Annotated in this window: 17 protein-coding genes and 1 pseudogene; 11 read left to right on the top strand and 7 right to left on the bottom strand. The window is 61.6% G+C overall.

Going from position 1 to position 20,214, the window contains the following annotated elements; genetic code table 11:
* Positions 1-105 precede the first annotated feature (105 nt).
* Positions 106-312, bottom strand: coding sequence for a hypothetical protein (locus tag CQ13_RS45170; RefSeq protein ID WP_245308995.1), 207 nt, complete (start codon positions 310-312; stop codon positions 106-108).
* Between CQ13_RS45170 and CQ13_RS46960 the strand changes: the two are divergent.
* Positions 214-981: pseudogene (locus CQ13_RS46960) on the top strand (helix-turn-helix domain-containing protein); the annotation flags it as partial. The gene CQ13_RS45170 and the pseudogene CQ13_RS46960 sit on opposite strands and share 99 nt — an antisense overlap.
* Before the next feature lie 100 nt (positions 982-1,081).
* On the opposite strand, the gene CQ13_RS45180 reads toward CQ13_RS46960, so the two are convergent.
* From CQ13_RS45180 to CQ13_RS03075, 5 genes are all read right to left on the bottom strand, one after another.
* Positions 1,082-2,125, bottom strand: coding sequence for an NAD-dependent epimerase (locus CQ13_RS45180; protein WP_057841607.1), 1,044 nt, complete (start codon positions 2,123-2,125; stop codon positions 1,082-1,084).
* Between the two features lie 45 nt (positions 2,126-2,170).
* A complete protein-coding gene (locus tag CQ13_RS03060; RefSeq protein ID WP_057841552.1) occupies positions 2,171-3,490 on the bottom strand; it encodes a UDP-glucose dehydrogenase family protein in 1,320 nt (439 codons plus the stop codon).
* Positions 3,491-3,558: 68 nt separating this feature from the next.
* On the bottom strand, positions 3,559-4,347 hold the full coding sequence (locus CQ13_RS03065; protein WP_057841553.1) for an FkbM family methyltransferase: 789 nt from the start codon (positions 4,345-4,347) through the stop codon (positions 3,559-3,561).
* A gap of 87 nt (positions 4,348-4,434) precedes the next feature.
* Positions 4,435-5,868 carry a mannose-1-phosphate guanylyltransferase/mannose-6-phosphate isomerase gene (locus CQ13_RS03070; protein ID WP_082637288.1) on the bottom strand — a complete coding sequence of 478 codons (1,434 nt, stop codon included), beginning with the start codon at positions 5,866-5,868 and terminating at the stop codon, positions 4,435-4,437.
* Between the two features lie 40 nt (positions 5,869-5,908).
* Positions 5,909-6,502 carry a sugar transferase gene (locus CQ13_RS03075; RefSeq protein WP_488225899.1) on the bottom strand — a complete coding sequence of 198 codons (594 nt, stop codon included), beginning with the start codon at positions 6,500-6,502 and terminating at the stop codon, positions 5,909-5,911.
* Positions 6,503-7,212: 710 nt separating this feature from the next.
* On the opposite strand from CQ13_RS03075, the gene CQ13_RS42440 reads away from it, so the two are divergent.
* The 10 genes from CQ13_RS42440 (at position 7,213) to CQ13_RS03120 (ending at position 18,980) form a co-directional block, all read left to right on the top strand.
* Positions 7,213-7,356 carry a hypothetical protein gene (locus tag CQ13_RS42440; protein ID WP_156433463.1) on the top strand — a complete coding sequence of 48 codons (144 nt, stop codon included), beginning with the start codon at positions 7,213-7,215 and terminating at the stop codon, positions 7,354-7,356.
* A gap of 80 nt (positions 7,357-7,436) precedes the next feature.
* Positions 7,437-8,171 carry a metallophosphoesterase family protein gene (locus CQ13_RS03080; protein ID WP_057841556.1) on the top strand — a complete coding sequence of 245 codons (735 nt, stop codon included), beginning with the start codon at positions 7,437-7,439 and terminating at the stop codon, positions 8,169-8,171.
* A gap of 127 nt (positions 8,172-8,298) precedes the next feature.
* The gene (locus tag CQ13_RS03085; protein WP_057841557.1) at positions 8,299-8,886 is read left to right on the top strand and encodes a polysaccharide biosynthesis/export family protein; all 588 of its coding nucleotides are present in this window, start codon (positions 8,299-8,301) and stop codon (positions 8,884-8,886) included.
* 361 nt (positions 8,887-9,247) lie between these two features.
* On the top strand, positions 9,248-10,603 hold the full coding sequence (locus CQ13_RS03090) for an outer membrane beta-barrel protein (RefSeq protein WP_245308997.1): 1,356 nt from the start codon (positions 9,248-9,250) through the stop codon (positions 10,601-10,603).
* Positions 10,584-12,896 carry an AAA family ATPase gene (locus tag CQ13_RS03095; protein WP_057841558.1) on the top strand — a complete coding sequence of 771 codons (2,313 nt, stop codon included), beginning with the start codon at positions 10,584-10,586 and terminating at the stop codon, positions 12,894-12,896. Before CQ13_RS03090 ends, CQ13_RS03095 begins: the two co-directional genes overlap by 20 nt.
* 89 nt (positions 12,897-12,985) lie before the next feature.
* On the top strand, positions 12,986-14,293 hold the full coding sequence (locus tag CQ13_RS03100) for a VpsF family polysaccharide biosynthesis protein (RefSeq protein WP_197427225.1): 1,308 nt from the start codon (positions 12,986-12,988) through the stop codon (positions 14,291-14,293).
* Positions 14,294-14,312: 19 nt separating this feature from the next.
* Positions 14,313-15,386 carry a glycosyltransferase gene (locus CQ13_RS03105; RefSeq protein WP_057841559.1) on the top strand — a complete coding sequence of 358 codons (1,074 nt, stop codon included), beginning with the start codon at positions 14,313-14,315 and terminating at the stop codon, positions 15,384-15,386.
* Positions 15,379-16,485, top strand: coding sequence for an acyltransferase family protein (locus CQ13_RS03110; protein WP_197427226.1), 1,107 nt, complete (start codon positions 15,379-15,381; stop codon positions 16,483-16,485). Before CQ13_RS03105 ends, CQ13_RS03110 begins: the two co-directional genes overlap by 8 nt.
* Entirely contained in the window at positions 16,485-17,537 is a 1,053-nt protein-coding gene (locus CQ13_RS03115; protein ID WP_245308998.1) for an acyltransferase family protein, read from the top strand. Before CQ13_RS03110 ends, CQ13_RS03115 begins: the two co-directional genes overlap by 1 nt.
* A gap of 3 nt (positions 17,538-17,540) precedes the next feature.
* Positions 17,541-18,980: a lipopolysaccharide biosynthesis protein gene (locus CQ13_RS03120; RefSeq protein ID WP_057841561.1), complete on the top strand. Its 1,440-nt coding sequence runs from the start codon at positions 17,541-17,543 to the stop codon at positions 18,978-18,980.
* 22 nt (positions 18,981-19,002) lie between these two features.
* Here CQ13_RS03120 and CQ13_RS03125 read toward each other — a convergent pair whose 3' ends face one another.
* Positions 19,003-20,103 (bottom strand): endo-1,4-beta-xylanase, encoded by a 1,101-nt coding sequence (locus CQ13_RS03125; RefSeq protein ID WP_057841562.1) that lies wholly within the window; start codon positions 20,101-20,103, stop codon positions 19,003-19,005.
* Between the last annotated feature and the right edge of the window lie 111 nt (positions 20,104-20,214).

Genomic DNA, 20,214 nt, shown 5'->3' on the forward strand with positions numbered 1-20,214 from the left:
CAGGTTACGGCGGTCCTAGACGGTGCGTCTTGAATAAACCTGCCACGTCCGGCGCTGGTTCGGCTCTTGCCAGAGCCACCAATCCTGCGCGACGCTGGGGGTTCATCAACCGGATGTCGTCACGTGATGCCGATCAGCGTCTCCACCGACCCGATCCGTCTGACGGAACGTCAGGCCTTCTGGACCGAGGCGATCTGCCGGTCTTTCGCCAATATCGAGACCAAGCCCCTCGGCTCCACCCTCGTCAGCGGCCACTTCGAGTTCGTCGAGATCGGCGATGCCAAGCTCGTGCGCTTCGACAGCAGCCCACAATGCTACACCTGCGATGCCAGGCTGGTAAGCCGGGCCGGCTCGGGCGAATTCATGTTCGACTTTCAGCGGCGCGGGCGCAGCGCGATGATGCAAGTCGGCAACGAGGGCACGATCGATCCGGGATATGGTGTGCTCTATGACGCGCGGCGTCCGTTCGAGGATCGGCTATTCGGCCCCGAACAGCGCGCGGAACTGCTGATCGCGACCGTCCCGGCCGCGTCGCTGTTGCGGTCCATTCCCAGCGCGGAGCGATTATGCGCCAAGCCCGTGCCGCTATCCGGAATTATTGCGCGTTCGATTACCGCGATGGTTCGCAACGCGATTTCCTTGCCCGATGCGCCGGAGCGACAAGACCAGCCAGACATCGTCGCCTTTTTGTCGGCTCTGCTGCGTCTCGCCGCGGGCGCCAGCCATCAGCTCACCCGTCCCGACCTGTTCCGCCTGATCGATACCTATCTGAGGGCCAATATCGTCGCTGTCCGCCCAGTGCCGGCGCTCGCTGCCGAATTCGGCATCTCGGAGCGGACCTTCCATCGCATCTTCGCCGACCGCGACACCACGTTCGAACGGCATGTCCTTCATCTGCGGGTCGAGCTGTTACGCAACCTGCTGCGGCAGGCTTCGCTGGCCAACATTTCGATCGCGAGATTGGCGCATCAGTGCGGGTTTGCCGATGCCGCCCACGCTGCACGCGCGTTCAAGAACAAGCATGGCATCAGTTTCGCGCAAGCGTGCCGGTTCGGTTCTAGGCAGACGTGCCGGTTCGGTTCTAGGATGCGGCCATCGCCCGGTTTGCTTCGTAATAGCTGCGATACCAGGCTGCGAACCTCTGGATGCCGTCCTCGATCGCGGTTGCCGGGCGAAAGCCCACGTCGCGCACGAGGTCATCGACATCGGCATAGGTGGTCGGCACGTCGCCCGGCTGCATCGGCAGCAGTTCCTTGTTGGCCTTGCGGCCCAGCTCCCGCTCGAGGATGTCGAGTACGAGCATCAGTTCCTGCGGCTTGTTGTTGCCGACATTGTAGATGCGCCAAGGGGCGATGCTCGATCCCGGGTCCTGAATTCCGTCCAGCCCGGGCCCGGGCTTCCCGACCTGCGGCGCGCGATCGATCAGGCGGACCAGAGCCTCGGTCACGTCGTCAATATAGGTGAAGTCGCGAAGCATCCGGCCGCCATTGAACAGCTTGACCGGATTGCCGCGGACGATCGCGTCCGCAAACACGAACAGCGCCATGTCGGGCCGATACCACGGGCCGTACACCGTGAAGAAACGCAAGCCGGTGCACGGGATTCCGTAAAGATGGCTGTACGAATGGGCCATCAATTCGTTGGCCTTCTTGCTCGCGGCATAAAGGCTGATCGGATGATCAACATTGTCATGCACCGAGAAGGGCAACTTCCTGTTGGCCCCATACACCGACGACGAGGAAGCGAACAGCAAATGACGACAGCCATGGTGCCGGCATCCCTCCAGGACATTGGTGAAGCCAACCAGATTGGCGTCGACATAAGCGTGCGGATCCTGCAGCGAGTAGCGCACGCCTGCTTGCGCGGCCAGATGGATGACGACGGGAAACCGATGGCGCGCAAACAGCGCCGGTATCGCGATGCGATCCGCCACGTCCAGCTCTTCAAACTGAAAACGCGAATTGTTGCGCAGGATCGCGAGCCGGGCCGCCTTCAGTTGCGGATCGTAGTATGAATTGAGGTTGTCGAGCCCGACCACGCGATGGCCCGACTGCAGCAACCGCTGCGCCACGTGAAATCCGATGAAGCCCGCGGCCCCCGTTACCAGAATTGCCTGATCCGGCATCATGCGTGCATCCTCCACCAGCCGATGTCATGACGGCTCATGCCGTCAGTACGCCACAGATTTTGGCCGCCCCACGCCGCAGTAAAGAAAGCCGTTCCGCGCCACCTCCTCTGGAGAGTAGATGTTGCGCAGATCGACAATGACGGGACAGGCCATGATGGTGGACAATTCCTTGAGATCCAGCGCCCGAAACTGCTCCCATTCCGTGACGATGACGAGCGCGTGGCATCCTTTCGCGCAACGATAGGCGCTGTCGCAGAAGGTAACGTTCTCGAACACCTTCTTCGCCTGCTCCATGCCGACGGGATCGAAAACGCGCACCTCGGCTCCCATGTCCTGCAGCGCGGTGATCAGCGGAATGGATGGCGCGTCGCGCATGTCGTCGGTATCCGGCTTGAACGTTACGCCGAGCACCGCAATGGATTTGCCCCTGATGTTGCCGCCGAACGCATTCGCGACCTTGCGCGCCATCGCCCGCTTCCGCTGGTCGTTGACGGCGACCACCGTTTCGACGATGCGCACCGGCGCTTCATTGTCCTGGCCGGTCTTGATCAGCGCCATCGCGTCCTTTGGAAAGCAGGAGCCACCGAAGCCCGGCCCCGCATGCAGGAATTTCTGGCCGATCCGGTTGTCGAGGCCGATCCCGCGCGCGACCTCCTGCACATTGGCGCCGACCTTCTCGGCGAGATCGGCAATCTCGTTGATGAAGGCGATCTTGGTAGCGAGGAAGGAGTTGGCGGCGTATTTCGTCAATTCGGCAGTGCGCCGATCGGTATAGAGGATTGGGGAAGCGTTGAGGTGAAGCGGCCGGTACACCTCGGCCATCACGCTGCGCGCGCGCGCGTCGTCCGTTCCGATCACGATCCGGTCGGGATGCTTGAAGTCGCGGATCGCCGCCCCTTCGCGCAGGAATTCGGGATTGGAAACGATGGCAACTTTGGCGTCGGGATTTTCTTCGCGGATGATGCGCTCGACCTCATCGCCGGTCCCGACCGGGACCGTCGACTTGGTGACTACCACCGCCTGGTCGGGAAGTACGCCGGCGATCTCGCGCGCCGCCGCATAGACATAGGAAAGATCGGCATGGCCATCGCCGCGGCGCGACGGCGTGCCCACCGCGATGAACACCACTTCCGCACCGCTGACGGCCGATTTCAGGTCGCTCGAAAATGAAAGGCGGCCTTGGCCAACGTTCCGCGCCACCAGTTCGGCCAGTCCGGGTTCGTGGATCGGCATCTCCCCGTTGTTGAGGCTCGCAACCTTCTCCGCATTGCTGTCGATACAGACGACCTGATGGCCAAAGTCGGAAAAGCACGCCCCTGACACCAGCCCGACATAGCCGGCGCCAATCATAGCTATATGCATTACGGTTCCTGTCTGAAAAGCCGCGCGGCCCAAAGGCCGCGCCGGCGGGAAGGCGATGAAACGACGAGCTAGCTGCTCAATATCGATTCGCCGTCGAGATGACGGGGAAAGAAAAAGAAGTTGTTGACGTAGAACTGTCCGTTCTTGCGGCCGCCGTCCGGCCGCAGCGCATCGGCATCCTGAAGCCTTCGTGAATCGAACTGTTCCACCCCAATCACGTCGTTGTCCTTCAGAAAGAACCCCCGATAGGATTTGTTCCGAAAAAACTCGAACACCAAGCGGGTCGCCTCGGCGCGATGGCGGTCCTCCGCCTCTACCAGGAATACCGGCTGGCAGCGCTCCAGAAGCTCGACGGCGCCGTTCAGCACATTCAACTCATGGCCTTCGACGTCGATCTTTACGAACGCCACGTCCTGGTCGATCACCGCGTCGAGCCGCGCGATCGGCACATGGGCGGAAACGAGTCTCGCCGATGAATCGGCTCGCGCCTCCAGCGAGGCAAGGCCGTACACCAAGCCATCTTCGCCTTGCGGGATGAACAGCTCGGCGTCGCCGTCATGATCCGACAGCGCGATCTCGTGAACGCTCACATTTCGCGCCGAGGTTCGGCGCAACAACCTGGCCATCTGCTGCGAGGGCTCGAAGGCATGAACCTGCCGGGAAAGGCGCGCCAGCCGCCGCGTGTAGAGGCCGCAGTTTGCGCCGACGTCGACCGTCACCGCGTCATCGGGAATGATCTTGTCGAGATAGGACAGTTCCCGCTCCGCCGATTTGGGGCGTTTCATGAAATGCCATTGCAGCCATATCGAGGGAAACGCATCCTTCACCAGCTTCTTGACGTGTTGCTTTGTGTTCATCGCTGCCTCCCTTCGTGTCGCGCGCGCACGCCTCGTTGCGGCGTGCGTCGCCCTCGATGCGGATGCTGCCTCCCACCCCACCACACCTCAAACGCGGTCATAGAGATCCTGCACGCGGACGATGTCGTCCTCCCCGAGATAGGCGCCCGACTGGACCTCGATCAGGTTGAGGGGAACCTTTCCGGGATTCTCCAGACGATGCATGCATCCCAAGGGTACGAAGATCGACTCGTTCTCACGCAGCAGGATTTCCTCGTCGTCGCGCGTAACGATCGCGGTGCCGTTCACCACGACCCAATGTTCGGCGCGATGATAATGTTTCTGCAGCGACAGCTTGGCGCCGGGATTGACGGTGATGCGCTTGACCTGAAACCGCTCCCCGGCATGGATCGATTGATAGTATCCCCAGGGCCGATGGACGCTGTGGGTCTGGGTTGCCGAGCGATGGCCGTTTGCCTTCAGGCGCTCCACCAGTTTTCCGACATCCTGGTCGCGTTTCCGGCTGGTCACCAGAACGACGTCCGGCGACGTCGCGATGACGAGATCCTCGACGCCGAGCGCCGCGACCAGTTGTCCGTCTCCGCGCACGTAGCAGCCCGAAGCATCTTCCACTACCGCATCGCCAATCACGACATTGCCCGACGAATCCTTCTCCGCCAACGACCACAGCGCGGACCAGCTTCCGACATCGCTCCAGTCGAACGTGGCGGGAACCACCACCGCATTGTCGGTCTTTTCCATGATCGCGTAGTCCATCGAGATGCTTGGACAGGCCTCGAAAGCGCGCTCGTCAAGCCGGAGAAAATCAAGGTCGCGGGTTGCGCCCGTCAGCGCCTTGCGACAGGCGGCCAGGACCTCGGGTGCGCGGTGCGCCAATTCGTCGATGAACTGACGCGCCGGCAGCAGAAATATCCCGCTGTTCCAGACATGCTCGTCGCAGGCCAGGAGCCGCTCGACCGTCACCAGATCCGGCTTCTCGACGAAGCTGGCGACGTTACGAATGGGAGAAGCGGCTTCCAGCTCATTGCCCATCCGGATATAGCCGAATCCGGTCGCTGCCGACGAAGGCCGCACGCCGAACAGGACGAAACGGCCGTAGCGCGCGGCCGTGATGCCCGTCGATATCGCGGCGCGAAACGCGGCGTGATCCCGCACCCAGTGGTCGACCGGCATCGCCAGTATCACCGCATCGGGATCGGCTTCGCTGGCGAGCAGGGCTGCAACAGCAACCGCAGGAGCGGTGTTTTTTCCGAACGGCTCGAGTACGATGGTCGGACGATCGACGCCAACCGCTCGCAACTGCTCACCGATCGCAAAACGATGCTCGGCGTTTGCGATCACCATCGGGTCGGTAAACAGCGAGCGATCGTCGACCCGTAACGCCGTTTGCTGCAGCAGGGTGTTCTCGCCAAGCAGCGAGAGCAGTTGCTTGGGATAGGTTTCGCGCGACAGCGGCCACAGCCGCGAGCCGGCGCCGCCGGACAGGAGAACGGGTACGATACGGCCGCGCGGCTCGATCATCGGCATTGCATGGTCCTTCGACGTTGAGACTTGAGCTCGGTCAGAATCCGCTTCCCGACAGGAACTCTTTACGGATCGTGCGGATAATGATCATGATGTCCATGCGCAGCGACCACCTCTCGATATAAACGAGATCGTAATCGATCCGCGAAACCGCAGGACCGAACTCGGCCGTGCTTCCCCTGCAGCCGCTGACCTGTGCGAGTCCGGTAATGCCCGGCCGCGCCGTATGCCGCTGAAAATAATAAGGCACGAGGTGTTCGTAGGGCAGCTCTGCGGCCAGCATTCCCGGCACGTGCGGCCGCGGCCCAACCAGCGACATATCGCCCTTGATCACGTTGATCAGTTGCGGAATTTCGTCGAGGCTGGTCTTGCGCAGAAATCTTCCGACCGGCGTTACGCGCGCGTCGCCCTGAACCGTCTGCCTTACGCCGCGCACATCTCCCGCATCCGCGCGCATGGTGCGGAATTTGTAGATCTTGAAGCGGCGGTTGCGATAGCCGTATCGATATTGAAAGAACAGCACCGGGCCCGGCGACGTCAGCTTTATCGCAACCGCGATGACGATCAGGAGCGGCGCGAAGAACAGTAATGCGCCGCTTGCAGCAGCAATATCGAACACACGCTTTGCAATCGACGAGGATGGTTCATTTCGTGCCCTTCGGCGCGACCGCCGGCGGGCTCGATACGCGCCATGCGTACTGCCGCCGGCAAACTCGACAGGACGGACTGATATCTCAGTTCGCTCTCTTCGAATCGGCGCAACGTTGCTCCGATCGAAGTTGGCTGTCACGATGGAGACCATGACTCTCCTCTCTCTGCGGGAACCTGACTGCGAATCGAGTGCGTGGAGTTACTCGACAGCGAGTGCGACGACTTCGCAGCAGCGAACGTCCGCACTTCGCGGTCGCTAAGACTTTCCAGAATTTTGAGCGAAGTTTGGCGCAAATGCGAAAGCGGCGCCGCACCACCGCGGAACTGAATCGTTAATGAAATTTGTGCGACGCGATATTTCGATTTGTTCGGAGATGCTTAGTCCCGATTTGCCTGGTTAATGAGCTGCGCGCGACTCGAGGCTGCTATGCATAATCGAAAAGTGCGGAACAAATTCCATTGTTCGATTCTCGATGAATGTAGCGTGGCTGCATGGGCAACAAATGCCTGTCTCGTCGTTGTTTTGGTTGAGTTTGTTAATCGAAGGCCAATCGATCCTCTACAGCCTGACGACCGGTAGCGATTAAGGCAGCATGGGCTGCTGCGTGGTCGCAACGTTTGGAAAGAAACAGAGACGGCAGCGATTCGCGCGAGCCGTCCACCTTGCGGAACGCTTCCAGGGAGGCGCTCATGATGGCCGAACGTCTGCACAGCCGTGCGCTGGTGCCGCACGGCACATTGTCGCCCGATCGCAGGCTGAGGAACCGCATCATCATCGCAAACGCGGTTGCGTGGATCGCGATCGTGATCCTGATCCGCCTGCTCTTATTCTAGTCCTATTACTTGCGGCTGCATCTCGGCGCATGGTGTCATGGATTGACCGCTGCGCGGTTCCATGATCGACATCGCACACCATGCACCGAGCATCCGCGGGACCTTCACGCTCCGTTAACGCTACAACACCTGCCGATACACGCATCTATGCGGTCGGCGATATCCACGGCTGCGCCGATCTTCTGAGCGAGATCATCGCACGCATCGACGAGGACATAAGGCGGAGACCGATCGCGCACACAATCGAAGTCTATCTCGGCGACTATGTTGATCGCGGGCCACACTCCAAAACGGTAATCGACCTGCTCGCAATCAGACTCGTTGCCCATCACGCAGTATGTCTGCGCGGCAACCACGAAGCGGTGATGGAAGGGTTCCTGCAAGATCCGGCCATCCTGCAATATTGGCTGCAACTAGGCGGCATGCCGACGCTTGCATCGTATGGCGTTGAACTACATGACGAAATCGCCACGGCGGGCGAGGTGCATCGCCGCTTTCTCGACGCGTTTCCGCGTGCACACGAACTGTTCATGCAGTGCTTGCGCAATCAGTTCAGGTGCGGCGATTTCCTGTTCGTGCACGCCGGCATTCGTCCGGGTGTCCCGATCGAGCATCAGGATCCCAACGATCTGATTTGGATTCGCGATGCGTTCCTGGACTCTACGCGGGATCACGAACAATTCATCGTCCACGGCCATACGCCGGTGCCGCATCCGGACATCAGACATAACCGAATCAACATCGATACTGCTGCGTGGCGGACGGGAACGTTGACCTGCATTGCGATTGAAGGATCGGCGATCCTCTTCCTGTGACTCGCATGCGACGTTTCGTTAACGCGTGCGCGCATATTGGGCACGTGGAACTTCGTCATCACATTCTTTCGCCGTTTTTGCTTCCTTATCATCCGCGGCTGTTACGTGCATTCATGGAGATGCAGCCATGCAGCAACGGTCGCCCAGCGCCGGCCCGACGCTTCCCTCTCTTCTCTTCGTCCTTGTAGTCGCCGGCATCAGTGCCGGATTTTCGATTCGTGCTTCAGCACAAACGCCACCATCCGCATCGTCTGCGGAGCGTTACGTTCTCGGTCCGAACGATCGAATCAGGCTGAAGGTCTACGGCGAACCTGACATCACCGGCGAGTATGAAATCGACAATGGCGGTCAAGTTTCGATTCCGCTCGCCGGTCACATCAAGGCTGCGGGCGCCACGACGCGGCAGCTTGAGAAAGCGATAGCATCCGCGCTTGCAAAGGGAATCGTGCGCGATCCGCGCGTCAACGTCGAGATCGCGCAGTATCGCCCGTACTACATCCTCGGCGAAGTGAAGAAGAGCGGCGAATATCCATACCGCAATGGGTTGACCGTCATGGACGCGATCGCAAGCGCCGGCGGATTCACGTACCGCGCCAACGAAAGCAAGGTCTATCTCCGCCGTGCAGGTGCCGGTGTGGAAGAGACCCACCCTCTCGATGCTCCCGTTCCGGTCTATCCCGGGGACAACATCAGGGTTCCGGAACGCTACTTCTAGCGTTTCGGAATTGCAGATGAGGTGATGCCGCTCATGAGCGGATGATGGCGCATGTTGCGCTGTTGTCACAGTTCGCATTTTGCACATGCGAAATATTTTGCGACGCGAGGAAAACTTTTTCCGGCAAGGCGCGTTGCAAGCGAGCGCATCACTTCAATCTCACAGCTCAAAACCTTGCGCCCGCGTACCGAGTATGAGGCCTGCCGTTCTTATGCGCAGTCGACGATCATTATTTGAGCGATGGGCCTCGCCCGATAAGTGTTCGCCGGCTTCGCGTTCCCGCAAGGGATGGGTGATGGGATTCGAGCCTGCATCGCAGAATACGTCTGAGGGAAGCGGAGAGCGATCGCGTTCCACAGGCGTGCCCGGTCGATGCCGCCTCAACCTGTTGCCCGCTCCGGCGGCAGCCATCCTGCTCGGTCTCGGATCGTCCGCGAATGCACAAGCCATTCCGTGGACCAGCGGAGAGTTCGCTTCACCATGGAACGCGCAGAAAATCTTTGAACCGTCATCGCTGCCGGACAGGACCGATCCGGACAACCGCGAAGAGATACCGCCCGAGGACATGCCGGTGAAAAAGCGACAACAGCCTGGCTATGAACCCGTCGGCATTCGCGCCGGCTCCTGGATGTTCAACCCGTCGCTGACCGCCGGCACTTTTTACGACAGCAACGTCTTTGCCTCGAACACCACCAAGCGTTCCGACATCGCGGCGGTGATCGAGCCCACACTTCGCGCACACTCATTATGGGGGCGGCATGGCGTTGATCTGAAGCTGAATGCGCAGCAGACGGTCTACAGCCAGAACTCGAGCCTGAACCAGACCAATGGCAGCCTGAAGGGCACCGGCTGGCTCGACATTACTAAAGACACGATGCTGCTGAGCAGCTTTCAGGTCGCGCATCTGAACGAAGGCGTCGGCACACTCGGTTCGCCAAGCAACGCCATATCGCCAACGCCGTATAACCTGATGTCCGGCGACGTCACGCTGCGCAGGGAGTTCAACCGGCTGACGACCTCGATCGGCTTCCGAACCGATTCCTACGACTTCCAATCGACGCGCGCGCAGAACGGCAGCGTCATCAACCAGGATGCCCGCGACGGGCAGATCTATTCACTGCACGGCCGGATCGATTATGCGATCTCTTCCACCCTCGGCTGGTTCGGCGGCGTGGAAGGCAATCAGCGCGACATCAGGGGAACGCCAGGCCACACCCTGGACTCGCAGGGCTATCGCGCGCTGTCCGGCATCACCGTCGGGCTGAGCAACCTTGTCACCGGCGAATTCGGCGCCGGTTACGTCCAACAACGTTTCGACGATCCGTCGATCGGCATGGTCGAAGGTCCTTCCTATCGTGCGCGGCTGACATGGCGGCCCACCCGCCTGCTCGACGTGCATTTCAATGCCGAACAGCTCGTCACGCAGACTTCCGACACCAGCGCCACCGGCGTGCTTGCGAATGCGGTTCAACTCGGCGTCGACTATGAACTGCGGCGCAACGTGATCGTATCGCTCGCGGGCGGTTACGAGAACGACCGGTTCTTCGGCCAGGTCCGCAAGGACAACGTGCTGACATCAGACACGCGGGTCAAATATCTCGTCAACCGCTTCGGCGCCGTTTCCGCCTACTACCGCTACACCAAGCGCGACAGCGACATTCCCGTCTTCAGCTTCGACAAACACCTGGTAGGAATGAATGTTACAGCGCAATTCTGACCTGCCCTATGTCGTCCCCGACGAACCTCCGGTTCGCCCTGCGGAAAGCTGGCAGTATCCGACCGTCGATCTGCGCGAGATGGGCCGCATCCTGCGCCGTCGCTACAGGCTGGTGGTATTGCCGGTCGCCATCCTGCTCGGGTTGGCGCTGACCTATCTGACGCTCACGACTACTTTATATACGGCGACGTCGACCGTGCTGGTCGATCCGCGCCGCGCCAATGTCGTCGAGACCAACCAGTCCGTGCTGTCGAATTTCGGTACCGACGATGCAACTATCGAAAGCCAGACGCTGCTGATTCAGTCGGTTGCGATCCTGGTGCGCGTCGTCGGCAAGCTGAAGCTGACGGAGGATGCGGAATTCAAACCCAAACCCGGCCTGCTTGATCCGATCAGACGGCTATTCAGCAGCAGCGGGCCGAGTAACGGCGCGAGCCCCGAAGATGCCGCCAGGGCGCGATCGGTCGAGATCCTTCAGAGACGGATGAAAGTAACAAGGCAGGGCACCACCTTCCTCGTCGACATCGCCGTCAATTCGGAATCGCCGCAGAAGGCCGCAACCATCGCAAATGCGGTTGCGGACGCCTATTTCGACGAGCAGGTCCGCGCCAAACACGACGCCACGCGTATTGCCGCGAATTGGCTCAGCGGCCAGATCGACGAGTTGAAGTCGCGAGTCGTTGCGTCCGAGAAAGCGGTCGAGGATTATCGTTCGGCCAACAACCTGATGGTCTCGCAGGGCGTAACCCTCAATGACCAGCAGCTCACCGACCTCAATAACAAGCTGATCGCCGCGCGCGTGCAAACGGCGGAGGCGCGGGCAAAGTACGAGCAGGTCCAGGACATCGCGAAATCAGGCGGCGATCCCGGCGGCATCAACGCAGCCATTTCCTCGGAAATGATCACCAAACTGCGCACACAATATGCCGACATCGCCAAGAACGAGGCGGATCTGTCCAGCAAGTACGGCACGCGTCATCCCCTCGTCGCCAATGTGCGGGCGCAGCGCCGCGACACCCAGAAGCTGATCAACGACGAAATCCGGCGGATACTGGAGAGCACGAAGCACGACTATGACGTCGCGCGTTCCCGCGAGACGTCGCTGCAGCAGAGCCTGGACCAGCTCCAGGGCGTGTCCACTTCCTCCGGCCAGGCGCAGGTACGCTTACGCGAACTGCAGCGCGAGGCGGAAGCCAGCCGCACACTCTACGAATCCTATCTGGCGCGCTCCAAGGAAACCACCGCGCAAGAGAGCCTGGAGATGCCGGATTCCCGGATCGTGACCAAGGCCAGCATCCCGATCAGGCCGTCGTCGCCCAAGACGATGCTGATCCTGGGGCTTGCCGTGATGCTCGGGCTCGGGGCGGGCAGCGTGCTGGCCTTCCTCACCGACTATCTCGACGGCCGCGTCAAGACACTCGAACAGGCCGAATCCATTGCGGGTGTCCCGGCCCTTGCCGCGGTTCCGTTGATCGGCACGCGAGAGCTGGCCCGTCTCGCGCGGCGCGGACGCAGCGAACTGGACAGCTACGATCCGAAGACCACGAACCTGCTGCCACCGGCGTTGCAGCCGCCTTTGACGCGTTACGCGATCGACGAGCCTGGCACGTTCTTCGCGGAGGCCATCCGCGCGGTTCGCTTGTCGCTGCAACGGACGATGCGGTCGCAGCCGGTGAAGGTCGTGCAGGTCACCTCGGCACTCGACAGCGAGGGCAAAACCACGCTTGCCATCAACCTGGCGCAGTCGCTGGCGACCCTTGGCATCCGAACGCTGCTCATCGATGGGGACCTCCGCAATCCACAAGTGACCCGTTCCCTGTGTCCGCGCGCCGAGGCCGGACTGCTGGAAGTCGCGATCGGACACGTCGCCCCGGAACGCGCCGTCCTCGTGGATCAAAGCACCGGGCTCTCTGTGTTGCCTTCGACCAGGATCAAGCAGGTCGAGTTCATCACCGAACTGATGTTCTCCGACCGGATCGTCGACGTGCTCGATTACTTCCGCCACCGCTACGAATTGATTGTGATCGACTCGCCGCCGCTGGTGCCCCTGGTCGATGGCCGCGCGCTCGCCGAACTGTCCGATCGCATCATCCTGGCGCTCGCGTGGGACCAGACTCCCCGCGAAGTGCTGTCCCATGCCATGGACCTGCTGTCCCCCGTCAGTGACCGGATCATGGGAACGGTGCTGACCCGCGTCGACCTCAGCCGCCTGCAATTCTATGACTATTACCGCAGCTCGGCCTACCTGAAGCCGTACGGCACCGCGGGCCTGCATGCCGGAGCGGCGCGGTGAGAGCGCGCGGACCGTTGAACGGATCGGCCGGTGTCGGACGGGTGCATCCTCGCCACCCTGCTTCACCGGCAGTTCGGGCAGCTTCCCCTATGGGTGGGCGCGTCGCGAATGCCGACGCGTTCATCGAACGGATCGCGACCGGCTTGATGCTGCTGGCCGTCATGGCGACATTCACGCTTTCGTCCTCCGTGCTGACCAACTGGAAGATCCACTACTTGACGGCGGGCGGAAATTTTTACGAGAAGCTGCACCCGGCGACCTATTTCACGTTGCTGGCATTCTGCCTGCTGCTGATGCGCAGCCGCGGACCGATCGGCGAGATCAACCGGATGTTTTCCGAATCGAAGCTGCTGCTGGCCTATCTGCTCTGCTGGCTGTTTCTGCTCGTCCAGGTCATCGTGCTCGCGCGCCCGTTCACGGTCATTATCGACACGTTCCTGCTGCCGATCCTGATCGCGATGGTTATGTGGCAGTTGTCGCCGGCGCAAAGGCGCCCGCTGGCCTGGGCCATTCACCTGGCGATCCTTCTGAATGTCGTGCTCGGATACTATGAGTATTTCTCCGGCCATCGGCTGATCCCGCTGACGCTCGGCGACATTGTGGTGATGGGCGAATGGCGCTCCGCGGCGCTGCTGGGTCACCCCCTCACGGCATCCGGCATCGTCGGCGCCTACGTGCTCGCGCTGGTTCTCCGTCCGGCGATCTGCCCGCCACTCCTGATACGGCTGCCGCTGATCGCATTCTGCCTGGCGTCACTGATGGCCTTTGGCGGCCGGACGTCGCTGGTCACGGTACTGGGAGTCCTCGGGCTGATCGGAGCCTTCGAGGCGATCCGCCTGATACAGGGAAAGCGAACGCAGCTTCCCGCGGCCATTCTCGCCATCTGCGTGCTGTTCGCCGCCGGCGCCATCGTCTTCGCCGCGCTCGACCTCGGCATTTTCGACAAGATGCTGCTGCGCTTCTCCTCAGACAAGGGCAGCGCGCTCGCGCGCTTCGCCACCTTCAACCTGCTCTCGCATTTCGATTGGCACGAGCTGATCCTCGGCCCCAATCCGGTCCGGGTGAATGCGCTGCAGTCGCAGCTCGGCCTCAACTACGGCATCGAGAACTTCTGGATTTCCGCCATCGTCCAGTTTGGCCTCATCCATACCGTCGTTCTGACGATCGGACTGATCTGCTTCTTCGTCGAATTGCTGCGCCGTTCGAGCGCCGCGGTATGGGCCATCGTGCTTCTGATCATCGTCATCGCCGCGAGTTCAGTAAGCTTCTCGTCGAAGAACATTCAGCTCGCGCAGTTCGTGATCCTCATTTCGATCCTGCTGCCGCGCGAGCAGCGGCGCATCGCGGCGTCCCCGCAAGTCCGCGCGCCTGTCACCTACCGGTCCGTTCCGGCATAGCTTTAGGATTCCATTTCGTATGGCCATCTACGTCGACAACACTCACCTCGGACGCCACGTCACCGGTCTCGAACGCATTACGCTGGAGCTGTTCTCCGCCGCAGCGCTTGCGCCGCTCGATGTCGTGCCGGTGACGGCGAAGGGTCTTCGCCAGATGCTGACGACGCAGAACCTGGGTCTGCCTATGCGGCTCGCCGCTTCGTCCTCGATCCTGCTCTGTCCCGGCTTTCCGCCCAGCCCGCTGCTGCGGCCGTTCGCATCGCGGGTGCTGCCCTATATCCACGATGATTTCCTGATCACGCGGCGCGCCGAGCTCAACATGCGGGCGCGTCTCTATATGGCCGGCCCCTTCAGGCTCGCGCTGCGCCACTATCCGCGCTTTCTGGCCAACTCCGGCGATACCAGGCGCAAACTTGCCACGCATTGCCGGTCGGACGCCGAAGTGACGCTCTATCGTCCCGCGGTGCGCAACGTGTTCGGCCTCGCCCCCGGACAGCGCGGCGAACGGAGCGCGCGGCCCCAACCGCTGCGGCTGATCGCGCTGGGCACGGTCGAGCCGCGCAAGAATTTTCCAGCGGCGGCGAAAATCCTCGACGCTCTGCGCATGCAGGGATTTCCCGACGCTACGCTGGATATCCTCGGAAGGCCGGGATGGGGTAACGCCTGGCAGACCCTCGAGAAGCAGCCGGGCGTCAAGCTGCACGGATATCAGCCCGCCGACCGCGTCAATCAATTGCTTGACGCCGCCGACCTGTTCATCTGCACCTCCCATGACGAAGGCCTGGGATTGCCGCTGCTGGAAGCGCAATACGCCGGCCTGCCGATCATCGCCACCGATGCCTCTATCTTTCGCGAGGTGCTCGGCGAGTCCGGAATTTACATCGATACCGCCGATCCTGCTTCGGCGGCCGTGCGGATCGCGGCTGCGCTCTCGAACGAGGATTGGCGCGCCCGATACGTGGCGCAGGCAATACGAAATCTGGCGCGCTGGAACGATCTGGCCCGCGGCGATCGCGAAAACGTCATCAGCCTGATCGCCCGCCTTGCTCACCTCCAGGGAAGCGCTACTCCGGAGTACCGCCGCCTTGCATGACACCAGCGCCACAAGGCACCAGGATGGATTGCGGATCATCGCGGCCGGCGCCGTGGTGATCCTTCACTATTCCGATTACTTCAAGGACTTGCCCATCGGCCGTTTCATGGTCGCGCGCACCTGGCATTTCAATCTGTTCGTGGACCTGTTCTTTGTGGTCTCCGGCTTTGTCATCGCCCGTCAATATTTCGGCCGCGTTGACGATGCCGCATCGATCGGCCGCTTCCTGTGGCGTCGCCTCGCCCGCATCTATCCGCTACATCTCGCTACGCTCGCTTTCTATGTGGCGCTTGCCGGCGCACTCCATTTCGGCGCCGCCCGGACGGACAACCCGGCCCGTTATCCGCTTTCCGACCTGCCCGCGCAGTTCCTGCTGCTTCACGCGTTCATTGGCGAGCGCTTGACGTTCAACTTCCCGAGTTGGTCGCTCTCGGCGGAGATGTTTTGTTATCTGCTTTTTCCGCTGGTCGCGCTGATTGCGCAACGCCGCAAGGAGGCACTCGTTGCGCTCGTGGTTCTTGCCGCTCTCGCCAATTCCCTTTGGGCATCGGCTGCCGGAACAGCGCCGTGGGCCGACTGGATCAACCAAGGCGGCGCCTTCAGGGCGCTGCCTGCCTTCAATCTCGGCGTGGCCTGCTATCTATTTCGCGACCGGATCGCGCGTTGGCCCGCGATGCCGGGCGCGCTGGCGGCGTCGCTAGCGGCGTTTATCGTACTCGGTTCCCTGCTGCCGACGATGACCGCGCTGCTTGCGATTTACGCCATCGCGATACTTGCGATTCAGGTGGACTGCGCCGGGCGTGAGACGCTGCTGTCGCGGCTCGGCTTCGATCGCTGGTCGGCGCTGACCTACTCCTGCTATATGTTGCATATTCCGGTCGCGACCGTCGTCATCACCCTTGGATCGCGCCTGCTTTCCTTATCGGAGCATGAACGGCTGATTCTGGCGCCGGTGGCGATCATTGTTCTTGCATTTGCGAGTGTCGTCTCGCTGCGCACGTTCGAAACGCCGCTGCGGCGATATCTGACCGAGGTTTACGACCGCCGCGCCCTCAAACATGTGCCGTCTCCAGCGATCTCGCGGCAGGAGAGCACATGATGACGGTCGTCGAACGCGTATCAGCAAACCCGCCTTCTCTGAGCGTCTCGCGCGCAACGGCCCAAAGCCGCGATAGCGTCGTCGACACGATGCGCGGCATCGCCATCTTGATGGTGATCGGAATCCATTCGCTGCCACAGCCGCTCGACGCGATCTGGGCAAAATCACTTGATGCAGCGCTACGGCCCTGCGTGCCGGTGTTCCTGTTCGCTTCCGGATATCTCACGGCGCTTTCCGGCCGCGTCCCGCTTGCAAAGCGGCTAAAGGCAGCCCTGGTCCCTTACGCGATCGCGTTCGCCGCCGCCTACATCTACATGGCCCTGCACAATCCGGCGATGGACCATCGCATCGGCACGACGCTCGCCCGGTTCGGGCTGGCATATGTGTTCGTCTACTATTACGTCTTCGTTTATGTCTGCTGCACGCTCGGTCTGTGGCTCGTTTTTGCGGCCGGCGGGGACGGACAACCCGCTTCAAGGCAACGGATCACCACGCTGCTGCTACTCTCGATCGGCTGCGGTTTGCTTACCGGCAGTTATTTGGATCCCGCCATGTCGAGGCTCGGAGCGTCGGACGCACTGCTCGACGAAATCCGCACGCGCGACATTCCGTTCTGGTTCTCGTTTGCCGCGCTTGGCGCGCTGACCGCGATGTTCAGAGACCTGTTCGAACAGGATATGCGCCGCGCGCTCCTTGGCGCCGTGCTGGCCGCCTATTTGTTCTATACCGCCGCGCGCATTCTCAACCTCGGCGACGCCGCCACTTACGATTCGAACGCCTTCTTCCTCTATGCGGCCCTGTTCTGCGTTTCGCTGTTCGCCATCCAGCCGAAGTCCGCGCTACTGGGATGGATCGGCTCGGGCAGCTACTTCATCTATCTCTGGCACATCTTCATTGTGATGGCGCTGCGCGATCATACCGGGCTGCGCCAGCTCGGCGGCGTCGCCAGCTTTGCCGTTTCCTGCGTCTTGACGGCCCTCGTCTCTACCGCGGCGCTGCTCGCTGTACGGCAGCTCGCCTCGCCCCGAATCTGCCGCTGGCTGGGGGCTTGAGCGATGCTCCTCAAGCACACTCTGCTCTATCTGCCCGCGCAATTCGTCGGACCGCTGTTCCAGCTTCTGGCGATGATCGTATGGACGCATGTCGTCGACGAGCATACGCTCGGCGTCATCACGCTGATTACGGCCACGCACGAATTGCTGCAGATCGGCTTTCTCGCCTGGTGGTCGCAATTTGCGCTGCGTTTCCTCGGACGGTACCAGGACGTCAACGACGCGCCGCGCTTCTATCGCACCGAAAACGCGGTCTTGCTGGCGTCCCTCGCGTTGCAAAGCGCGGCCGTCGTCGGAATTCTGCATCTGGTCATCGCGCCCGGCGCCGGAACGGGCCTTCTGCTGGCCGCCATCGCCTATGTGATAACCCGCTCGCTCAACCTCTATATCGGTGAACGCGCCCGCGCGCGGCAGCAGATCCGCGTCTACACGATCCAGCAGGTGTTCGGGCCATCCGTCGGATTTGTCGTGGGCCTGGTGTTGATCAAACTGCTTGGCCAATCCCCGGATTGGCCACTTGCGGGTTACGCGGCCGCGCAACTGACGGCCGCACTCATCGTCCTGCCCTGGATCGGCTGGGGTCACCGCTTGTGGCCGATCGACCGGGAGATCGTGGTCCACGCCCTGCGCTACGGCATTCCGCTGATTGTTGGCGGCGCGCTCGGCTGGGTCGGCCTCAATGCATCGCGCTTCATCGTCAACGAAATGTCCGGAGTGGCCGCCGCCGGTCTGTTCGCCGTCGGCTATGGCCTCGGCCAGCGGGCCGCGGCGGTCGCCGCCATGCTGGTGACGGCAGCAGCGTTCCCGCTGGCGGTGAAAAGCATGGAGCAACACGGCGACCAGGCCGGAATGCGCCAGCTCGCCAACAACAGCGCTCTCCTTGTCGCAATCCTGGCGCCAAGCCTCGCCGGCATCATCATACTGAGAATGGAGATCGTGCATCTTCTGATCGCAGCGCCGTTCCAAGCGGTGACGCTCGCCATCCTGCCGCTCTCCACGCTCGCCGGCGCAATCCGTAACCTGCGCGCCCATTTCGGCGACCAGGTCTTTCTCCTGCAAAACCGCACGCGCTGGATGATGGCCATTGCCGCAATCGACGCGTCGATGACCGTGGTGTTGAGCGCCTTGTTCCTGCCGCGATGGGGACTGCCCGGCGTCGCCGGCGCCACGGTGCTGGCGGCACTGGCCGCCGCCACCGTGAGTTTTTCAATCGGGTTTACACGATTTGGCCTGCGCCTTCCGGTCGGCCATCTCGTACGCATCGCGTTGGCCACCATCGCCATGGCGGCCGTGCTGCGGATATTTCCGGAGGCCCGGACGATCCCGATTCTGGCGGCCCACATTGCGGCCGGCGCTGCCACCTATTTCGCAGCGCTTGCCCTGCTCTATGCACCGTCGCTGGTGCGGATGCTTCGGCCACGCCCCCAGCATTCAGGGGCGTGAGCGCATTCGACACGATCGGCGCCTACGACTTCCTGGCATTCTCGAACGCGCGCGCCATCGCGAACCAAAGCGGCTTCTTCTGCATCGATGAATCGAACGGAAGCGGCCGAGGCAGCCGCTTCGCGAGTGGATCCTTCTTCTTCGCCATGTCGGTATAGAACGAGTAGTTATCGGCAAGTTCCCACGCGATCACCATTTTGACGGCCGGCACGCGAAGCGCGTTGGTCAGGAACTTCTCCGCCGTCTCGGCGATCATGGCATCGCGAGTTGCGATGTCGTCCGGAAACGTGTCGTCGCGCACGTCGAACTCGGTCAGATAGATATCGACGCCGCGTCCGGCGAGCTCGTGAAGGAATTCGGTAAACCGTCCGGGATCGTGCGGGTAGCGAGGCTGCAGGTGACTCTGCAATCCAACGGCATGCAGCGGCACGCCGGCATGCTTCAGTTCGTCCACCAGTTGCAGCAGGCCGCGGCGAACCGCAAGGCCGACGTCGTCGTCGCGTTCGCTCTGCGCCTCATTGAGAACCAGTTTTGTCTTTCGGTCGATCCTCGCCACGCGCTCGAAGGCACGGCGCACGTAGCCGGTACCGAATGTATCGTACCACGGACCGAGCCGGTAGCCGCCGGGCGCCTTGTGCCCAGGCCAGAACGGCTCGTTGACGACATCCCACGAATGCAGCTTGCCTACATAACGGGCAGCGACTTCGTCGATATAGGAATCGAAGAACCTCTCACGCTCGGCACCGCTCATGCTCTTGATCCATTGGGGAACCCATTCGTTCCAGATCAGGCAGTGACCGCGCATCGGAATGTTGTGACTCGCACAAAATTGCAGCAGACGATCTGCACTCTCGAATCGCTTCGGCCCCGGTTGCGGCGCGATGGTTCCCATTTTCATTGCAATGTCCGTCGTAACGATGCGCACCTGCGTCTGATACAGCTCGCGATACGCAAGATCCTTGTCGATCACCGGACCAGCAGCCGCGCCGAACAGGATTCCGTTACGAGCCGCGATGACGCCGAGGCTCTGCGCAGGCTGCGCGGCGAATGCTTCCTTCCCGTACGAAGCAACGCTTGCTCCTGCGATGAGAGCAAGCGCATCTCGCCTCGACCACTGCTGCATAGCTGATCTCCATCATGTGAATGATTCGTCGCGATGTCTCGTCCTTCGCAACGCGGCATCGCCATCGTTGCGTCGCATTAGTTCGATTTCGTGACGAATGTCCGTCGAGAA

The sequence above is a fragment of the Bradyrhizobium retamae genome (assembly GCF_001440415.1).
Lineage (GTDB): Bacteria > Pseudomonadota > Alphaproteobacteria > Rhizobiales > Xanthobacteraceae > Bradyrhizobium > Bradyrhizobium retamae.